The sequence below is a fragment of the Zafaria cholistanensis genome (assembly GCF_008580665.1).
Taxonomy (GTDB): Bacteria; Actinomycetota; Actinomycetes; order Actinomycetales; family Micrococcaceae; genus Zafaria; species Zafaria cholistanensis.
Genome location: NZ_BKDJ01000012.1, coordinates 51566 through 68817 on the forward strand (window position 1 = coordinate 51566; position 17252 = coordinate 68817).

The 17252-nt window shown below is 71.0% G+C and carries 16 protein-coding genes; 9 read left to right on the top strand and 7 right to left on the bottom strand.

All coding sequences use genetic code 11. From position 1 onward, the window contains the following. The first annotated feature begins 15 nt into the window (after window positions 1-15). Window positions 16-1485, top strand: coding sequence for an APC family permease (locus tag NCCP_RS11310; RefSeq protein ID WP_149957398.1), 1470 nt, complete (start codon window positions 16-18; stop codon window positions 1483-1485). Window positions 1486-1574: 89 nt separating this feature from the next. On the opposite strand, the gene NCCP_RS11315 is transcribed toward NCCP_RS11310, so the two are convergent. From NCCP_RS11315 to NCCP_RS11325, 3 genes are all read right to left on the bottom strand, one after another. Continuing rightward, window positions 1575-2585, bottom strand: coding sequence for a pirin family protein (locus tag NCCP_RS11315; protein ID WP_149957399.1), 1011 nt, complete (start codon window positions 2583-2585; stop codon window positions 1575-1577). Between the two features lie 10 nt (window positions 2586-2595). Beyond that, on the bottom strand, window positions 2596-3075 hold the full coding sequence (locus NCCP_RS11320) for a carboxymuconolactone decarboxylase family protein (RefSeq protein WP_149957400.1): 480 nt from the start codon (window positions 3073-3075) through the stop codon (window positions 2596-2598). 130 nt (window positions 3076-3205) lie between these two features. Then, window positions 3206-3541, bottom strand: coding sequence for a YnfA family protein (locus NCCP_RS11325; RefSeq protein ID WP_149957401.1), 336 nt, complete (start codon window positions 3539-3541; stop codon window positions 3206-3208). Window positions 3542-3642: 101 nt separating this feature from the next. Between NCCP_RS11325 and NCCP_RS11330 the strand changes: the two genes are divergently transcribed. The 7 genes from NCCP_RS11330 (at window position 3643) to NCCP_RS11360 (ending at window position 9640) form a co-directional block, all read left to right on the top strand. After that, window positions 3643-4086 carry an SRPBCC family protein gene (locus tag NCCP_RS11330; protein ID WP_149957402.1) on the top strand — a complete coding sequence of 148 codons (444 nt, stop codon included), beginning with the start codon at window positions 3643-3645 and terminating at the stop codon, window positions 4084-4086. A 49-nt stretch (window positions 4087-4135) separates the two neighbouring features. Then, complete coding sequence (locus NCCP_RS11335; protein ID WP_149957403.1) at window positions 4136-4933, top strand: dioxygenase family protein; 798 nt, start codon at window positions 4136-4138, stop codon at window positions 4931-4933. A gap of 121 nt (window positions 4934-5054) precedes the next feature. Beyond that, window positions 5055-5831, top strand: coding sequence for a CPBP family intramembrane glutamic endopeptidase (locus NCCP_RS11340; RefSeq protein ID WP_149957404.1), 777 nt, complete (start codon window positions 5055-5057; stop codon window positions 5829-5831). Beyond that, window positions 5828-7063 (top strand): MFS transporter, encoded by a 1236-nt coding sequence (locus NCCP_RS11345; protein ID WP_149957405.1) that lies wholly within the window; start codon window positions 5828-5830, stop codon window positions 7061-7063. Before NCCP_RS11340 ends, NCCP_RS11345 begins: the two co-directional genes overlap by 4 nt. 175 nt (window positions 7064-7238) lie before the next feature. After that, window positions 7239-8576 carry an MATE family efflux transporter gene (locus tag NCCP_RS11350; protein WP_149957441.1) on the top strand — a complete coding sequence of 446 codons (1338 nt, stop codon included), beginning with the start codon at window positions 7239-7241 and terminating at the stop codon, window positions 8574-8576. A 123-nt stretch (window positions 8577-8699) separates the two neighbouring features. Further along, on the top strand, window positions 8700-9272 hold the full coding sequence (locus NCCP_RS11355) for a hypothetical protein (RefSeq protein ID WP_149957406.1): 573 nt from the start codon (window positions 8700-8702) through the stop codon (window positions 9270-9272). Between the two features lie 38 nt (window positions 9273-9310). Next, window positions 9311-9640 (top strand): hypothetical protein, encoded by a 330-nt coding sequence (locus tag NCCP_RS11360; RefSeq protein WP_149957407.1) that lies wholly within the window; start codon window positions 9311-9313, stop codon window positions 9638-9640. Window positions 9641-9723: 83 nt separating this feature from the next. Here the strand turns inward: NCCP_RS11360 and NCCP_RS11365 are convergent, their stop codons facing one another. Together NCCP_RS11365 and NCCP_RS11370 are read right to left on the bottom strand one after the other, a co-directional pair. Beyond that, window positions 9724-10161: a hypothetical protein gene (locus NCCP_RS11365; RefSeq protein WP_149957408.1), complete on the bottom strand. Its 438-nt coding sequence runs from the start codon at window positions 10159-10161 to the stop codon at window positions 9724-9726. Between the two features lie 83 nt (window positions 10162-10244). Further along, window positions 10245-10793 carry a CGNR zinc finger domain-containing protein gene (locus tag NCCP_RS11370; RefSeq protein WP_149957409.1) on the bottom strand — a complete coding sequence of 183 codons (549 nt, stop codon included), beginning with the start codon at window positions 10791-10793 and terminating at the stop codon, window positions 10245-10247. 152 nt (window positions 10794-10945) lie between these two features. Here NCCP_RS11370 and NCCP_RS11375 point away from each other — a divergent pair, with 152 nt between their 5' ends. Further along, window positions 10946-12013 (top strand): EamA family transporter, encoded by a 1068-nt coding sequence (locus tag NCCP_RS11375; RefSeq protein WP_149957410.1) that lies wholly within the window; start codon window positions 10946-10948, stop codon window positions 12011-12013. Here the strand turns inward: NCCP_RS11375 and NCCP_RS11380 are convergent. Both NCCP_RS11380 and NCCP_RS11385 read right to left on the bottom strand, forming a co-directional pair. Further along, a complete protein-coding gene (locus NCCP_RS11380) occupies window positions 12010-14595 on the bottom strand; it encodes a non-ribosomal peptide synthetase (RefSeq protein ID WP_149957411.1) in 2586 nt (861 codons plus the stop codon). The two genes, NCCP_RS11375 and NCCP_RS11380, sit on opposite strands and share 4 nt — an antisense overlap. A 181-nt stretch (window positions 14596-14776) precedes the next feature. After that, window positions 14777-17224, bottom strand: a complete 2448-nt coding sequence (locus NCCP_RS11385; protein WP_149957412.1) for a heavy metal translocating P-type ATPase — start codon at window positions 17222-17224, stop codon at window positions 14777-14779. Window positions 17225-17252: the final 28 nt, after the last annotated feature.

Genomic DNA, 17252 nt, shown 5'->3' on the forward strand with positions numbered 1-17252 from the left:
AACGAAAGCAGGATCATGAGCCTTCCCACAGCACCTCCCCAAGAGGACGCCCTGTCGAAGAACTCCCTCGGGGTTTTCGGCGTCGCATTCCTTGTCCTCGCGGCCGTTGCGCCGCTGACCGGCATCGTCGTCGTCACGGCCATCGGCATGGCCCTCGGCAACGGCGGAGGCATGGTCGCGTCCTTCCTCGCCGTGACCGCCGTCCTGCTGCTGTTCGGCACCGGATACGCCCGGATGTCACGCGAACTGGTCAACGCCGGCGGGTTCTACGCCTTCGTGCTCAGCGGCCTGGGCCGTCCCGCGGCACTGGTCACCGGGCTGGTGGCAATGATCGGATACAACTTCTTCGTGGCCGGGGCCGTGGGCACGATCGGCTTCTTCACGCAGATCGTGATCGCCCAGCTCACGGGGCTGGACATGCACTGGTTCATGTGGGCGGTCCTTTCCGTGGTCGCCGCGTTTGCCCTGAGCCGCCAGGGAATCGGCTTCAGCGCCAAGGTCCTCGGCGTCGCGCTGGTGTGCGAGGTCCTGATCCTCCTGGTCTTCGACTTCGCGGTGCTCTTCACCCACGGCTTCGACCTGGGCGTCTTCCGGCCGGAGATCGCCTTTACCGGGGCCGTTGGGATTGGGTTCCTCTTCGCCTCCAACGCCTTCGTGGGCGTCGAGGCAACGGGGCTTTTCAGCGAGGAGGCGCGCGATCCCAAACGCACCATCCCCCGTGCCACGTTCGTGGCCATCGGCTTCATCGGCGCCTTCGCGGCGTTCACCACCTGGGCGATCGTCAGCGCCATCGGCGCGGCCCAGGCGCAGGAAACCGCGCTGGAGCACCTCGAAGCGGGGGACCTGGTCTTCTCCCTCTCCAGCAGCTACCTGGGGGAAGGGCTCACCACCGTGATGATGGTCCTCCTCCTCGTCAGCCTCTTCGCGGCCCTCATGGCGCTGCACAACTCGGCCACCCGCTACATCTACTCCCTCAGCCGCGTCAACATCCTGCCGCGGAAGCTGAGCCGCACCCGTGCCAACGGGGTGCCGGAGCGCGCCTCCATCGTGCAGTTCACCTTCGCCACCGCCGCCGCGGGCCTGTTCGCACTGGCCGGCCTGGACCCCATCACGTCGCTGGTGCCGAGCATGACCGGCTTCGGGACCCTGGGGATCATCACCCTTCAGCTCCTGGCTGCCCTGGCGATCGTTGTCCATTTCCGACGCAAGCGCGATCCGCGGATCTTCTCGACGCTCATCGCCCCCGGCGCCGGGCTGCTGGGCCTGATCGTGATTGTTGCCCTGGCGATCCTCAACTTCCCGGTCCTGGCCGGATCCGACGCGCCGGCCATCGCCGCTCTTCCGCTGCTGCTGCTCGCCGCGCTCGTGGGCGGGCTCCTGTGGGCAGGCTACCTGCGCCGGAACCGGCCCGAAGTCTACGAGGGCCTCAACCGCGACCTCGATCGCTTCGAGGAGGATGTGCCCGCCCAACCCGTCCACAACTGACCCACGCGGCGCCGAAGGTCCCGGGGATCGTGGGGGAGCCCGGCGGGCGCGACGCCCGCCGGGCTCCGGTACCCCTATCTCCGATACCCCTAGCCCCGGGGCCTCATGCGCACGTTCGGCAGCGCCGGGGCGGGCAGGGGTGCCGGTTCTCCCGCGGGGAAGGTGCCGAAGCGGGGGACGGGAGCGCCGTCGTCGTACGCCCCGGCCGTTCCGGGAACCGGCGCCTCCGCGCCAATTTCCGCCTGCCAGGCCGCACGGTAGGCCGCAACCTCCTCGTGGCTGCGGCCCACGAAGTTCCACCACATCACGATCTGCTCGCCCAGCGGCTCCCCGCCGATCAGCAGCGCCCGCACCGCGCGCTGCCCGGCCTCCAGCACGACGCCGGTCCGTCCCGTGGGCAGGTACGCCAAGTGGTCGGCGGCCACCTGGAGGCCGTCCAGGCCCAAGTCCCCGGCGTCCAGCAGGACGCCGTGCTCGAAGGCCGGATCCAGCGCCAGCTCCAGGCGCGTGCCGGGCTCCAGCAGAATCTCGGCGCCGACCAGCGGGGTGTGGGTCCTCACCGGGGAGGACCTGCCGGCAAGGCCGCCCAGGAACACGCGCAGTTCCCACCCCTCCCCGACGGCGGGTTCCGGACGGTAGTGCTGCAGGCCCGGCTCCACGGCACGGGAGGCGTCGGGCAGCGCGATCCACAGTTGGGCGCCGTGCAGGACGGTGGTGCCCGGGGTGGAGAATTCGGAGTGGCTGATGCCGCGCCCGGCGGTCATCAGGTTCAGCTCGCCCGGACGGACCAGGGCATGGAACCCGGCGGAGTCCCGGTGCTCGATCTCCCCGGTGAACAGCCAGCTGGCGGTCTGCAGGCCCGTGTGGGGGTGCCGGGGGACCTTCATGCCCCCGGTGGCCTCCACGTCGTCCGGGCCGTAGTGGTCCAGGAAGCACCAGGCTCCGATCAGGCTGCGCCGCCTCTGCGGCAGCGTGCGGCGGACGGTCATGGCGCGCACGCCACCGAGCAGAACCTCCCGCGGATCCAAAAGTTCGATCGCCTCGCGAAGTGTGCCGTTCTCACAGAGGACTTCCGCGGGAACCGCTTCCGTGTTGCTCATGTGTACCAGCCTAAGCCTGTTTGGCCTCCGGGTCCGGGGTGATGGCGTGCCGGCTGAGGATGGACACCCGGTTGAAAGCGTTGATGGAGATGGCCGCCCAGGTCAGGGCCGAGTACTGGGCATCGGTGAGGATGTTGCGGGCGCCGGCGAGTTCGGCCAGCCGGTCCTCCTCGTGGGGAAGCACGGTGACCATCTCGGCGACCGCCAGCGCGGCCATCTCCTCGTCGCTGAACAGCCCGGCCTCCCGCCAGACCGGCAGCACGCCCAGGCGCTGGATGCTCTCCCCGGCCTCCAGCGCCACCTTGGTGTGCATATCCAGGCAGTAGGCGCAGCCGTTGATCTGCGAGATGCGCAGGTTCACCAGTTCGATGGTGCGGGGGCCGATTCCGGCGGCCTTCAGTGCGGCGCCCACCTTCAGGGAAAGGGCGTTCAGCGCCTTCCACGCGGCGGGGTCTGACTTGTCGAGGTAGAAGGCGTCTGCCGAACCCATGGTTGTCCTGTCTGTCTGCCGGTGCGTGTGCGCCTGCCGCCTGCCGGGGCGGGGCGGGCGGTGGTGCTCCCATTCTGCGCCCTGTGCCGGGCGGTCCTGCGCAAGGCGCCGGATCCGGTGCGCCCCGGACTCAGGTGCCCCGCGGGGCGTACATGATCAGGCCGACGCCGGCCAGGCATACCAGCGCGCCGGCCAGGTCCCAGCGGTCCGGCCGAAAACCGTCCACCAGCATCGCCCAGGCCAGCGAGCCGGCGATGAAGACGCCTCCGTAGGCGGCCAGGATCCTCCCGAAGTGCGCGTCCGGCTGCAGGGTGGCCACCACCCCGTAGATACCCAGCGCGATCGCACCGGCTCCGACCCACGCCCAGCCGCGCTGCTCGCGGATGCCCTGCCATACCAGCCAGGCCCCGCCGATCTCGAAGAGCGCGGCCACACCGAAGAGCACAATCGATTTGAGGATGGTCATGCTTCATCCTTGCATTTGCGCTCCCGTGCGCGGCGCGGCCGCAGCCGGTACTTCCGGTGCTCCCGGTGCGCCGGAGGTTCAGCCTGCGGGAAAATGGGGACATGGAGATGCAGACCCTCGTGATTGACCGTGAATTTGCCGCTTCCCGCGAAGCCCTCTGGGAGGCCTTCACCCAGCCGGCCCGGCTGGCCGGCTGGTACGGACCTGCCGGGTGGTCCGTTGTCCCGGGCAGCGTGGAAATCGACCTGCGGGTCGGAGGCCGCCAGCGGCTGGAGATGCACTCGCCGGAGCATCCGGGCCAGACGGTGCCGGTGGATGCCGTCTTCAGCGTCGTGCGCGCGCCGGAGGCCCTGGTCAACCACGACGGGCCCCACGACATGACCCTGGGCCTGATCATCGAACTGTCCCTCGAGTTGGCCGAAGCCCCCGGGGGGGCCCGCCTGACGCTGAACCAGGGCCCGCTGCCCTCCGAGGTGGTGCCCTCCGCGCGCGCCGCGTGGGAGTCTGCGCTGGGCAAGCTGGAGCGGCTCCTCGCGGCCGGGTAGGACGCCCGGTTACTTGAAGCTTGAATAAATTGGGCGTAGCATGGGTTCCATGACGCAGACCCTCGATCGCCCCCCGGTCCTCTTCCTCAGCCACGGCGCGCCGCCGCTGGCCGATGACGCCCGCTGGACCCGCGAACTCGCGGACTGGTCCGGCACCTTCGACAAGCCCAGGGACATCCTCATGGTGTCCGCACACTGGGAAAACGCGCCCGTGACGCTCAGCGCCACGCAGCGGCCCACCGAGCTGGTCTACGACTTCTGGGGCTTCCCGCAGAAGTACTACGACGTCCGCTACGACGCCCCGCAGGCCCCCCAACTCGCCGCCGAGGTGGAGAAGCTGGTGGGAACGCACGGGCACCATGTGGAACGCGACGAGCAGCGTGGCCTGGACCACGGCGCCTACGTGCCGCTGAAGGAGATGTTCCCGGCTGCGGATGTCCCGGTAGTGCAGATGTCCATGCCGACCCTGGATCCCCAGGGCCTGTTCGAGCTGGGCCGGACGCTGGCGCCGCTGCGCGACCGCGGCACGCTGATCGTCGGTTCCGGTTTCACCACCCACAACCTGCGCTGGTTCAACCCGGCGGCCGGACCGGACGCGGCGCCGCCGGCGGTCTCCAGCGAGTTCGACCACTGGGCGGAGGAGGCCATGGCCGCCGGCGACGTGGACGCAATCCTGGACTTCATCCACAAGGCCCCGGGCGCCCGCGAGGCGCACCCGCGCTCCGAGCACTGGGCTCCGCTGTACGTGGCCCTGGGCGCGGCCTCCGCCTCCGGCGGCATCGACGCGAAAACCGCGATCGAAGGCTTCTGGTTCGGGCTCTCGAAGCGGTCCTGGACGCTGGGCTAAGCGGTTTCCCGCCCGGTGCAACGGTGCCGGGCGGGCCGGGCCCCTCGCCTCATAGCGTCTCTGGGCCTCCCCGTCCTCGCTGGCGCTCGACCGGGGCCCCTCGGCTCATAGACTGGGGTCCATGCAGCTGCCGCCATCGGGCCAGAACGGTCCCAGGATTACCCGCCCGGAGAAGCGCCGACAGCCGGTGTTCGACGCCGGTCCGTTCCGCCTGGGCGACGCGATCGTGCTGGTGCTCTACGTAGTCCTCTTCATCCTCGGCTTCGCCGCGCTGCTGCACGAGGTTCCCGGCTTCCGCGAGGTATTCAGCACTCCGGATGCGGCCCTGTTTGCGGTGAACCTGATCGGCTACGCCGTCCTGTTTGCCGCCTCCATGGCTATGGCCTTTCCCGTCCTCCGGCGCTCCTTCCGGACCTTCCTTCACCACCCGTGGGCCAAGGGCTTCATGGTTCCGGGGGCGTGGATTGCGGCGCTGCTGGTCAGCGCCGTGACCCTGATGGTGCTGGGGGAGGCGGTCAAAAGCGAGAACCAGCTGACCATCGAAAACCTGACCACTTCCATTCCGTTCCCCACGATGTTCGTGGTGGCCGTGGTCATGGGCCCGTTCGTGGAGGAGTACATCTTCCGCCACCTGCTGATCGGCAAGCTCAGCCGCAAGGTCAACACCTGGGTATGCGTGCTGCTCTCGGTGGCGCTGTTCGCCGGCATCCACTTCGTCGGCTCCGGGGGAAACTTCGACCCTGTCGCGGCGGTGCCCTACATCAGTCTCGGGGCAGTCATCAGTATCGCGTACGTGCTCAGCGGCAAGTCGCTGGCCTACTCATACATCCTGCACGCGTTCAACAACGCCATCGCCCTCATCGTCACCTACACGGTCCTGCCCCTGATCCAGCCATGACGGACGCCCGGCAAGCGAACCCGGCGGACGGCCATCCCTGGGCCGGGCATGCCCGCGGCAGCTCCGGCTACCGGAGGATTATCCTGGCCCTCTTCGCCGCCGGCGTGGCAACCTTCTCCCAGCTCTACTCGGTCCAGGGCGTGCTGCCCGAACTCGCCCGGGACCTGGAGATCACTTCCGCGCAGGCGGCACTGGCCGTCTCCTCGGCGACGCTGGGACTGGCCACCGCCGTGATCGGCTGGTCCGCCGTAGCGGACCGTATTGGCCGGCTGCGAACCATGGTGATCGCGGTGGTCGCCGCCGTCGTGCTGGGCCTGCTGGTCCCGGCGGCGCCCGGCTACGAGGTCCTGCTTGTCCTCCGCTTCGTCGAGGGGCTGGCCCTGGGCGGCATTCCGGCCGTGGCCCTGGCCTATCTCAGCGAGGAGGTTTCGGCGCTGTACGCCGCGGTCGCGGCCGGCACCTACATCTCCGGGACCTCCCTCGGGGGGCTCGCGGGGCGCCTGGTGGCCGGGCCGCTGAGCGAGTTCGTCGGCTGGCGCCTGGGCACGCTGGTGGTCGGCCTGCTGGCGGCCTGCGCCGCGGCCGTCTTCATAGTCTCCGCCCCCAAGCCGCGCCGTTTCGACCCGGTTCCCCGTTCGGCGCCCGGGGCGCAAACGCTATGGGGCAAGCTCGCGGTCAGCCTGCGCAGCGCCCCGCTCCTGGCGCTGTACGCGCAGGGGTTCCTGCTCATGGGCGGGTTCGTGGCGGTGTTCAACTACCTCGGGTTCCGGTTGGAGGCGCCGCCGTTTTTGATCCCCGCATCGCTGTCCTCGCTGGTGTTTGCCGTCTACCTGTCCGGAACGTGGTCCTCGCGGAAGTCCGGCACGCTGGTCGCGCGGAGGGGCAGGCTGCCGGTACTGCTGGGGTCGATCGGCGTCATGGCCTGCGGCCTGGCGGTGACGCTGGTGCCGTGGCTGCCGGCGATCGTGGCGGGCATGCTGCTGTTCACGGCCGGGTTCTTCGGGGCGCACGCGGTGGCCAGCGGGTGGATCCCGCAGCTGGGCAACGGCGGGCGGGCCCAGGCCGCGTCCCTGTACAACCTGGCCTACTACGGGGGATCGAGCCTGTTCGGGTGGGCCGTGGGCCTGGCCTTCGTGCCGTTCGGCTGGCCCGGGACGGTGCTGTTCGTCGGAGTGCTGATGCTGGTGGCCGCGACCCTGGCGGCCCGGCTGCTGCGGCACGTCGAGGCGTAGGCGCCCGCGAAGCCGCCCTTTTCCAGTACGCCCGGGGCCGGCGGTCGCGGGGGAGCGCCACGGCCTGACTCCGAGCCGGGGCCTGCCCCCCCGAGTTGCGGCCCGCCCCGGAGCCGCGGCCCGAACCGGGAAAACCCGGCGGGAGGCAGCGGCTACGCTGGCTTAGGTGACCAGCCTGCCGAAGCCCACCGCCCCCGCCGAGCCGCGCCTGGGACGGGCGATCCTGGCGCTCGCCGTCCCCGCACTCGGCGCCCTGATCGCCGAGCCGCTGTTCCTGGTCGCGGACACAGCAATCATCGGGCACCTGGGCACCGGGGAGCTTGCGGGGGCCGGTTTGGGGACCACGGTCCTGCACACCGTCGTGGGACTGATGGTCTTTTTGGCCTACTCAACCACCCCCGCCGTGGCACGCCAGCTGGGTGCCGGGCGCATGGACCGGGCGCTTGCCGCCGGGCGCGACGGCGTCTGGCTGGCGCTGGGCCTGGGCCTCCTGCTGGCGGTGACCGGGTGGGTGGCGGCCCCGGCGCTGGCCGCCTCCCTGGGTGCCACGGGCCCGGTGCTCGGCTTCGCCACCGACTTCCTGCGCTGGTCCATGCCCGGGGTGCCCGCCATGCTGCTGGTGCTGGCGGCGACCGGCGTGCTGCGCGGCCTGCAGGACACCCGTACTCCGCTGCTGGTGGCGGGGATCGGGTTTGCCGTGAACATCGTCCTGAACTTCGCGCTGGTCTACGGGGCCGGGCTCTCCGTCGCCGGATCGGCATTGGGCACCTCGATCGCGCAGTGGGGGATGGCCGCGGCCTACCTGTGGATGCTGGTGCCGCGCCTGCGCCGCCAGGGCGTGCGGTTGGGCCCGCGCGCCCGCGGCGTGCTGGCCACCGGCAGGGTGGGGTCCTGGCTGATGCTGCGCACGGCGAGCCTGCGCCTGGCCATCCTCGCCACCGTCTGGGTGGCTTCCGCGCAGGGGACGCTGACCCTGGCCGCCCATCAGCTGGTGTTCACGGTCTTCACCTTCCTGGCCTTCGCACTGGATGCGCTGGCGATCGCCGCGCAGGCGCTGATCGGCAGGGAACTGGGCGCCGGGGACACGGACCGGACCGCACGGCTGACCGCCACCATGATGCGGTGGGGCCTGGGGGTGGGGGTGGCGGCCGGGGTGCTGCTGGCGGTCGCGGCACCATTCGCCGGCGCGCTGTTCACCCCGGACGCCGAGGTGCAGCGCGCTGCGGCGGTGGGCCTGTGGGTGCTGGCAGCCGCGCAGCCGCTGTGCGGGCTGGTCTTCGTGCTCGATGGCGTGCTCATCGGTGCCGGAGACGCGCGCTACCTGGCGCTGGCGGGCGCCGCGACCCTGGCGGTCTACCTGCCCCTGCTCTGGTGGGTGGCGGCGGCTCCGTTGCCGGCCGCATCCGCGCTCCTGTGGCTGTGGGTCGCGTTCTGCGCCGGGTTCATGGGGGCCCGGGCAGGCACGCTGCTGTGGCGCGTGCGGAGCGGGCGCTGGATGGTGGCGGGTGCGTAGGGGGCCGGCGGCTCTCCCTAAGCTTCGGTCCCGGTCCGCGGCGTGGTCCCAACCCCGTCCCGGGCCCGTCCCGGCCGCGTCCCGGCCCCGAGGGAGCGCGCCGGGACCAGTAGAATCGAAGGCGTGCCTGCCCTGAAAACCCCCGCCGACGTCGCCGCCGCCGTGTGGAAGCCCGTGACCCTGCGGGCCGCCGCGGCCCTTGCCTTCGGTGCCCTGTCCATCTTCTGGCCCGCCCCGGACGCCTCGACCGTCGCGTACTGCCTTGCCCTGTTCCTGATCGTCAGTGCCAAGGCGGTCTGGGACTTCGCGAAGGCCCCCGTCATTCCGGACAGCGCGCGCGGGCTTCTGGTGGCCCCGGCCGCTGTGTGGCTGCTGGCGGCGGTCGCCCTGGTGGTTTCGCCGGGCACGGCGACGGTGGGCTTTGCCGGCGGGCTGGCCTTCATCCTGTCCGGGGCCCTCGAACTCGCGGCTTGGTTCCGGTCCCGCCGCGACCTGCTCCCTGCCCGGGACCTGGCCATCACCGGCCCCGTATCCATTGGCGCCGGCGCGGGCCTGCTGGGTGGCCTGGGGCTGGGGCTGGATGCCCACGGCTTCTTCGGCATCGCCGGCGGCGGGGCCATCATTACCGGAGTGTTCCTGCTCATCGCGGGCCTGGGGTACCGCTTCGATGCCCGCAGCACGGACGCGCGCCGGTAGACTGGGGCAGACCCCAATCCACTTCAGGAGGCATCACCGTGGGCACCAACCCTTCCCAGCCGAAGCACGCATGGCAGCAGAGCATTAAGGCGCCGCTGATCTTCTCCCTGGTGATGGGCCTGGTGGCCGGCGGCATCGCCGCCATCTCCGCCAGTGGCGGGTCCGACAGTCCGCTGCGCATCGACATCGGCCTGACCGCCTTCGGGATCGCCTTTGTGGGCTGCCTGCTGGTGATTTCCGTGCTGACCATGGTCAGCAAGGAGAACCCGGCCGAACTCAGCGAGGGCTCCGGCGTCAACCGCTCGTCCAAGAACCCGGACCCGAAGAAGAACCCGGATACAAACCCGGACGCGAGCCCCGAAGCGTAGCCGGCGGGCGTCCTGCTCCGCCAGCCCTGCCCGGCTGACCCGGAGGCGCCGGCCCTGCCCCGCCGGGCCGTTTTCGGCGGTTCCTAGAGTGCGGTTTCCACGCCGTCCTGGGCGCCCCACTTCTCAAGGAACTCTGCGCGCGTCAACTCGGCCAGGTCCTTGCGCAGCAGCGCCGCCAAGCCTTCGGCCTCGTCGATGTTGGAGCCGGTGACGCGCAGGATTTCGGCGTCGTTGTCGATGCGCCGTACGACAGCGGTGGCCCCCATCACGTCCGATCCGTCCCCGCCCAGCGCGGCGTCCACCAAGCCCACCACCCAGCGTGCAGCGGCCTTGAGCGGTCCGTCATTGGCCTGCTCCAGGTCCACGTCAAATTCCTCGGCGGCATGGTGGGCCGAGGCGTCCCGCGGCAGAGAACTGTCGGGCGCGGTTTCGGCGCGGGGCTGACCGGAAGGCGGCTGCCCGGGAATTGGCTCCCCGGGCAGCGGTTGGCTGGGAAGCGGCGGGTCGGCTGGAGTGCTCACATCGGCTCCTTCGCGCGGGGTGGCGGAGCGCGGGTGTCCGCCTGAGTCCAGTGTAGGTCGGCCGCGGCCCGTCGTGCGCGGAGCTAGCCGGCGGAGGACCTGCGCTGCCGGTAGGCGCGCACGTGCTCGCGGTTGCCGCAGTTCCCGGTGTCGCAGTAGCGCTTGGAGCGGTTGCGGGACAGGTCCAGCACGGCGGCGCCACAGTCCGGAGCCGCGCACACGCGCAGCCGGTCCAACTCCCGGGAGCGGATGACGTCCACCAGCGCCATCGCCGCCTCCACCGCCATGCGCTCCTCCAGCGGAGCCTCGGAGGTGGTGGCGTGCAGGTGGTAGTCCCAGTGGTCGTGCCTGACCAGCTGGGGCAGCGCACGGGCCGCGCGCAGGATGTCGTTCACCGCCCGTACCGCATCGTCCTCGCTGAAGGTCCAGATGGCGCGCAGCCGGTTCCGCAGTTGGCGGACCGCACGCAACTCCCCTTCGCTGTGCGCGCGGGATCCGGTGAACCCCTCGCGGTCCAGGAAGCTGTCGAGGTCCCCCAGTGTCCGGAGCTGGTCGGCGCCAGTCCCCCCGGCGGTGTTGATCAGGTTGACCATGCTCCGCAATGCCACTTTCGTGTCAGGTGCAAAACTCATGAGGGTCGTGTCCTCCGTTGAATTGACGCCGAAAGGTTCGCGGCATAGTGTCATAAGCATACTTCTTTTTGGTCCTGACAGGGTTTCCTTCGCGGAGTCTGCCCGTTCCTCCCCCCAAGCGCCGCTACGCGCTGCTCCCGCAAGGTGTGCCCATGTCCCCTCACCCAGTCCCGCGCCTGCGGGCAGAACCTTTGACCGTCGTTCCGCTGGCCCCGGTGCCTTCCCGACCCCGAGCGGTCCTCCGTCCGCAGGCGCTTTCCGGGCTCTGGGTGGCGCTGTTCTCCTCCGCCGTATTCGGGACTTCGGGCGCCTTTGCCAAGCCCCTGCTCGAGGCCGGATGGAGCCCGGGCGCCGCCGTTACGGCCCGGCTGGCCGGCGCCGCACTCGTCCTTCTGGTCCCGGCCCTGACGATGCTGCGCGGCCGGTGGGGCACGGTGGGCGCCAACTGGAGGCCGATCCTGCTGCTGGGCGTGTTTGGGGTGGCCGTCTGCCAGTTTGCGTACTTCCAGGCTGTGGAGCGCTTGAGCGTGGGCGTGGCGCTGCTTTTGGAGTACCTGGCCCCCGTACTGATTGTGCTGCTCCTCTGGGTGCGTACGGGAAGGCGCCCGCGCCGGTACACCACCGCCGGCACATTGGCCGCGCTGGTTGGCCTGGTGCTGGTGCTGAACCTCACCGGCGATCAGGCCGTGGACCCGGCCGGCGTGCTGTGGGGCCTCGGCGCCGCGGCGGGGCTGGTGGTGTACTTCTTTGTCACGGCCAAGGCCAACGACGCGCTTCCGCCGCTGGTGCTCGCTACCGGCGGGCTGTGGGTGGGCGCCCTGCTGATGCTCCTGCTCGGGGCGACCGGCCTGCTGCCCATGGAAGCCGCCTTCGGGGCCGTCCCGCTGGCGGGTACCCCCGTGCCCTGGTGGGTTCCCCTCGGCGCCCTGGTGCTGCTGGCCACGGTTCTTGCCTATGTGACGGGCATCGTTGCGGCCCGGGCATTGGGGTCCAAGGTGGCCGCCTTCATCTCCCTGACCGAGGTGCTGTTCGCGGTGCTGTGGGCCTGGCTGCTGCTGGGCGAGCTGCCGCTGCCAGTCCAGATGCTCGGGGGCGCCTTCGTCATCGGCGGCGTGCTGCTGGTGCGGGCCGATGAGTTGCGCGCCGGCAAGCCCAAGGACCCGGAGCTTGAGAACCCTGAGCCCGAGGATCTGGAACCCAGGGACCTGCTGCCGGCCTAGCGCCGGCCCGCGCCTCCGCGGATCCTGGCGGCAAGGCGAACCGCGCCGTTCATGCACCGGGTGGCCACCGCCCAGTAGGCGATGCCGGAGGCCAGCGAGGCCAGCACGGCAAGGCCCTTTCCGTAGTCATCGACCACGGGATAGACCAGCCAGTGCGTCAGGTAGGCGTAAAGGGAGGCGCTGGCGACGATCCCCAAGGGGCGGTGGAGCGCCGAGGGGACGGGGATCGAGCGCAGCCAGACCAGCAGCAGCACCCCGCCCAGGATGATGGCGTTGCGCTTGGGGTCGTCCTCGAAGTACCCCGGCACGCTGGCCACCGCCACCGCGGTCAGCAGCACCCGTTGCCAGACGGCCCGCGCCCGGGCCGCGGCCCACCCCAGCCCGAAGAGCCACAGGACCGGCATGGTGTGCGGCACCTGGGGGTCCAGGACGCCGAAGCGGGCCAGCAGCCCGACGCCGGCGAGCGCCAGTGGGAAGCCGAAGGGGAAGCGCCGTTCGGCACGGTGGGCCCAGGGGATGGTGAGCAGCGCTGCCACGCACAGCAGGATGTACGCCAGCAGTTCGATGAACCAGAAGTGCCACTGCTCGGTGATTTCCGCCGGGCCCACGATGGCATTGAGCAGCGCGATGTTGGCGGGGGTGTACCGGTCCGTGACGGCGTAGGCCAGGGCGATGAAGGCCACGCTGGGCACCACGATGCGTGTGAGGCTGACCAGGTGCCGGCGCAGTCGGGGCAGGCGCTCGCCCCCCAGCTGGAAGCGCGCGAAGTTGAAACCGCACACGGCCATGAGTACGTGCGCGGTTCCCTGCCAGCTGAAGAATCCGACGTGGGAGCTGATGATGCACACGATCGCCACCGCGCGCAGGACGATCCCGGTTTCGAGCGGCGCGGGTCGGGCGGGCCGCCACCGCCGCGCGGGAGCGGAGGGGGCGGTGGCCTGCGGCACGAGCCGTCCCACCGGGGTGACGTGCCAGTCCGCGGGCAGGTGGCCCAGGGCCTTCTCAAGGCGGATCGAGGCTGCGACGTAGGAGAGGGAGTCCCCGCCCAGCGAGACGAACGTGTCCCCGTCGCCGACCTCCTCCAAGTCCAGGGTGTCGCGGAAAATCGCCTTCGCGTCCTCGCGCGGGGCGGCCCCTGCGGCGGTTTCTGCGGGAACGGCGGGCCCCGCAGGGGCCGCCGCTTCCCCGGTGTCCAGGGCCCGGACGGCCGGGTAGTCGATCTTGCCGTTCTCCAGCCGCGGCAGGGCATCGACGGGCATCACCTGCAGCGCCCCGCGGGGCAGGCCGAGTCCCTGCGACAAAAGCTTGGCGAGCAGGACCGGATCGTGCCCGTCCTCCACGGCGACGACCACCCGCTCGTCCGTACCGGCCGCGGCCGATTGCACGCCGAGCTCGTGGAGCATTGCCTCAACGCGTCCCAAGTCGATGCGGAGACCGACGATTTTGACGAAGCGGCTGCGCCGCCCGACGACCTCGTAGAGCCCGTCCTCCGTCTGCCGGGCCAGGTCGCCGGTGCGCAACTCGGTGACTTTCCGTCCCGCGGCGAGGTCCGCAGGCCCTTCGGCGTAGCCAAGCATCACATTGGGGCCGGCATAGACGAGTTCGCCATGCTCAAGCCCCGGGACGGGGTCGATGCGGAAGGAGCCCCCGGGCACCGGCACGCCGATGCTGCCCGGGGAGGTGGCTGCCAGGTGCGGCGGCAGGTACGCCATGCGGGCGGTCGCCTCGGTCTGCCCGTACATCACGAACAGGTCCCATCCGCGTTCCGCCCCCAGTTCCGCGTACCGGCGCACTGTGCCGGGATCCAGCCGTCCGCCGGCCTGCGTGATGTAGCGCAGCCCGTCCAGCTCCATGTTGGCGAACCCCACGCGTTCGAGCAGTTCGAAGGTGTAGGGGACGGCGGCGAAAGACGTCGCGCCTCCGGTGCGGAAGTCCTCCCAGAAGCAGGGATCGACGACGGAGTGGTCCGTCAGGACCAGCGCCGCCCCGCGCAGCAGGTGGCTGTTGATGACGGAGAGGCCGTAGCAGTAGGACATGGGCAGGGTTGTCGCCGCCCGGTCCGCCGGGCCGATCCGCAGGTACTCCGCGATGGCCTCCGCGTTGGACTGCACATTGGCATGGGACAGGCGCACCAGCTTGGGCGAGCCTGTGGAGCCGGACGTGCTCATAAGCAGGGCCAGGTCGGGATGCAGGACGTGGATGCTGCCCCGGCGGCGTTCCTCCAGGACCGGCTCGGCACCGCCGCGCAGGACGACGTCGGGGTCGTAGGCCGCGAGCAGGGAGTCCAGGGCTTGGGGTTTGTCCGCGGGGACGACGGCCACCGGGTGGCCGCCTGCCAGGGCGGCAAGGTAGGCCACCAGGGACCCCAGGTCATTGGAGGCCGCGAGCGCCACGAGCCGGGGGACCGGGCCCAGCCGCTCGGCCAGCGCGTCGACGCGGGCCGAGAGGTCGCGGTAGCTCAGGACCCGGTCGCGGAGGATGACGGCGGGTGCCCCCCCGAACCGGCCCAAGGCCGCCGCAAAGGGGACCTGCGCGGGGCGGGTGGCCGTGGGGGCCGCTGTTGGTGCGGAAGAGGGGCTCATGCTGACCTTTGCGGTGTGGCGGTGGGCGATGTTGGGGGGCGGTCCGGGGGTCCCGGACCGTTAACCGTGGACCGGAACAGAATAATAGGTAAGCCTTACTTTCCCGCAATCCGCAACATCGTCCTGACCCAATCTTGCCCAGCCTGAGACCCGGCGCCGCGTGCCTGCGCCCGGCCTCCCCTTACCGGCCGAACCGCCGCAAGCGCAGGCTGTTTGCCACCACCAGCACCGAACTGGCGGCCATGGCGGCACCTGCGAGCATCGGGTTCAGCAGCCCCAGCGCCGCGACCGGGATGCCGAGGGTGTTGTAGAGGAATGCCCAGAACAGGTTGGTCTTGATCGTTGCCAGCGTCCTGCGGGAGAGTTCGATCGCCTGGCCGACCTGGCGTAGGTCGCTGCCCATCACCGTGATGTCCGCAGCCTCAATCGCCACATCGGTGCCCGAGCCCATCGCGATGCCCAGGTCCGCCTGCGCCAGCGCGGGCGCGTCGTTCACGCCGTCGCCGACCATTGCCACCACGGCGCCGGAGGCCTGCAGGCGCTTTACGGCCTCCACCTTCCCTTCCGGCAGGACGTCCGCGAAGACGTCGCCGGCGGCGATGCCCACCTCGGCGGCGACCCCTGCGGCAACCGCGGCATTGTCCCCGGTGAGCAGCACCGGGCGCAGTCCCAGACCGACCAGCCGGGCAACCCCCGCCGCGGAGCCCTCCTTGACGGTGTCCCGCAGGCTCACGATGCCCTCCACGCGTCCGTCCACGGCTACCAGGATGGCCGTTGCGCCCGCCTGTTGGGCCTCGCCCAGGGCTGCCATGTCCGCTTCGGACAGCGCCACGCCGTTCTCCCGGATCCAGGAGGCGCGTCCGGCCAGCACGACGGCGGAATCCGCCACCGCCCGCACCCCGCCGCCGGGGGCGGAGGCGAAGTCGCGCACCGGCAGGAGGCCAGCCGCGATGGATCCGGCTGGCGCCGTTCCTTCCGGTCCGGATTCCGGTGGCGCGATGCCGCCCCGCGCGGCTTCGACGATGGCCCGGGCGATCGGATGTTCCGACCCGGACTCGGCGGCGCCGGCATAGGCAAGCACCTGGGCCACGGACAGTGTCCCCAGCGGGCGCACCCCGGTTACCGCCAGGTGTCCGGTGGTGACCGTGCCGGTCTTGTCCAGCAGCACGGTGTCCACGCGGCGGGTGTCCTCCAGGACCTGCGGCCCGCGGATCAGGATGCCCAGCTGCGCGCCGCGCCCGGTGCCCACCAGCAGTCCGATCGGAGTGGCCAGGCCCAGTGCGCAGGGGCAGGCAATGACCAGCACCGTGACCGCCGCGGTGAACGCTGACGGCAGGTCTCCATCGAGCACCATCCACAGCGCGAAGGTGGCCCCGGCGATCCCGAGCACCACGGGGACGAAGACCGCCGAGATGCGGTCGGCGAGCCGGGCGATGGGGGCCTTGCCGGTCTGCGCCTCGGAAACCAGGCGGCCCATTTGCGCCAGGGTGGTGTCGCGCCCGACGCGGGTGGCGCGCACCAGCAGCCGGCCGGAGGTGTTGATGGTGGCGCCGGTGACGGCGTCGTCCGGGCCCACGTCCACGGGGACGGACTCCCCGGTGATCAGCGAGGTGTCCACGGCGGAGATGCCCTCGACGACGTACCCGTCGGTGGCGATCTTTTCCCCGGGCCGGACCACGATCTCGTCCCCGGGCACCAGCTCCGCGGCGGGAACGCGGACCTCATGCCCGTCCCGCAGCACGGTGGCCTCCTTGGCGCCGAGGTCGAGCAGCGTCTTCAGGGCGTCCCCGGCCCGGGTTTTCGCCCGCGCCTCCAGCCAGCGCCCCAGCAGCAGGAACGTGGCGACCACGCCGGCGGTCTCGAAGTAGAGCTGGTGTTCGGCCATGTCCGTCTCCATGCCCATGCCGGCATGCGCGGTCAGGGCGGGGCTGGCCAGCAGCTGCCAGGCGGAAAACAGGTAGGCGGCGAGCACTCCGATCGAGACCAGCGTGTCCATGGTCGAGGCCCCGTGGCGGGCGTTGATGGCGGCGGCGCGGTGGAACGGCCAGGCCGACCACAGCACCACAGGGCTGGCCAGGGCGAAGGCCCACCAGCCCCAGTTGGGAAACTGCGCGGCCGGGACCATCGAGATGATGGACAGCGGGATTGTGAAGGCGGCCGCCACGGCCAGGCGGGGCTTGAGATCCGCGGCGGTGCCGCCATGGGAAACGTGATCCTGGTGGTCCGTGCCGCCGTCCGCCGGGGCGTGCGCCGCGGGGTTGGGGACGGGGTACGGTGTGGCCGAATGGGGCGCCCGTCCGTGCCCGCCGGCATCGGACCCGACGGCGACGCCGGCGGCGTGCGCACGGGGCGGACTGGCGGCAGGTTGGCCGGGCCCGTGCGGGGCGGTCCTGACCGACGCGCGGTAGCCCGCCGACTGGACGACGCCGATCAACTCCTGGTCGGTGACGTGGGCCGGGGCGGTGACGCGGGCGGATTCCAGCGGGAGGTTCACCAGGGCGGCCACGCCCTCAAGCTTCCCGAGTTTGCGTTCCACGCGCGCCACGCAGGAGGCGCAGGTCATGCCCTGGATGTCCAGGTCAACGACGCGGGTGGCCTGCGAGTCTGGCGTGTCCTGTTCTAGGTCCATCTATCTCAACCGTCCTTAATCTGGGCCT

Bases quoted from the DNA above. Each gene is read 5' to 3' on its own strand.
- NCCP_RS11310 (WP_149957398.1), top strand. From the start codon at position 16: ATGAGCCTTCCCACAGCACCTCCCCAAGAGGACGCCCTGTCGAAGAAC.
- NCCP_RS11315 (WP_149957399.1), bottom strand. From the start codon at position 2,585: ATGAGCAACACGGAAGCGGTTCCCGCGGAAGTCCTCTGTGAGAACGGC.
- NCCP_RS11320 (WP_149957400.1), bottom strand. From the start codon at position 3,075: ATGGGTTCGGCAGACGCCTTCTACCTCGACAAGTCAGACCCCGCCGCG.
- NCCP_RS11325 (WP_149957401.1), bottom strand. From the start codon at position 3,541: ATGACCATCCTCAAATCGATTGTGCTCTTCGGTGTGGCCGCGCTCTTC.
- NCCP_RS11330 (WP_149957402.1), top strand. From the start codon at position 3,643: ATGGAGATGCAGACCCTCGTGATTGACCGTGAATTTGCCGCTTCCCGC.
- NCCP_RS11335 (WP_149957403.1), top strand. From the start codon at position 4,136: ATGACGCAGACCCTCGATCGCCCCCCGGTCCTCTTCCTCAGCCACGGC.
- NCCP_RS11340 (WP_149957404.1), top strand. From the start codon at position 5,055: ATGCAGCTGCCGCCATCGGGCCAGAACGGTCCCAGGATTACCCGCCCG.
- NCCP_RS11345 (WP_149957405.1), top strand. From the start codon at position 5,828: ATGACGGACGCCCGGCAAGCGAACCCGGCGGACGGCCATCCCTGGGCC.
- NCCP_RS11370 (WP_149957409.1), bottom strand. From the start codon at position 10,793: ATGAGTTTTGCACCTGACACGAAAGTGGCATTGCGGAGCATGGTCAAC.
- NCCP_RS11375 (WP_149957410.1), top strand. From the start codon at position 10,946: ATGTCCCCTCACCCAGTCCCGCGCCTGCGGGCAGAACCTTTGACCGTC.
- NCCP_RS11380 (WP_149957411.1), bottom strand. From the start codon at position 14,595: ATGAGCCCCTCTTCCGCACCAACAGCGGCCCCCACGGCCACCCGCCCC.
- NCCP_RS11385 (WP_149957412.1), bottom strand. From the start codon at position 17,224: ATGGACCTAGAACAGGACACGCCAGACTCGCAGGCCACCCGCGTCGTT.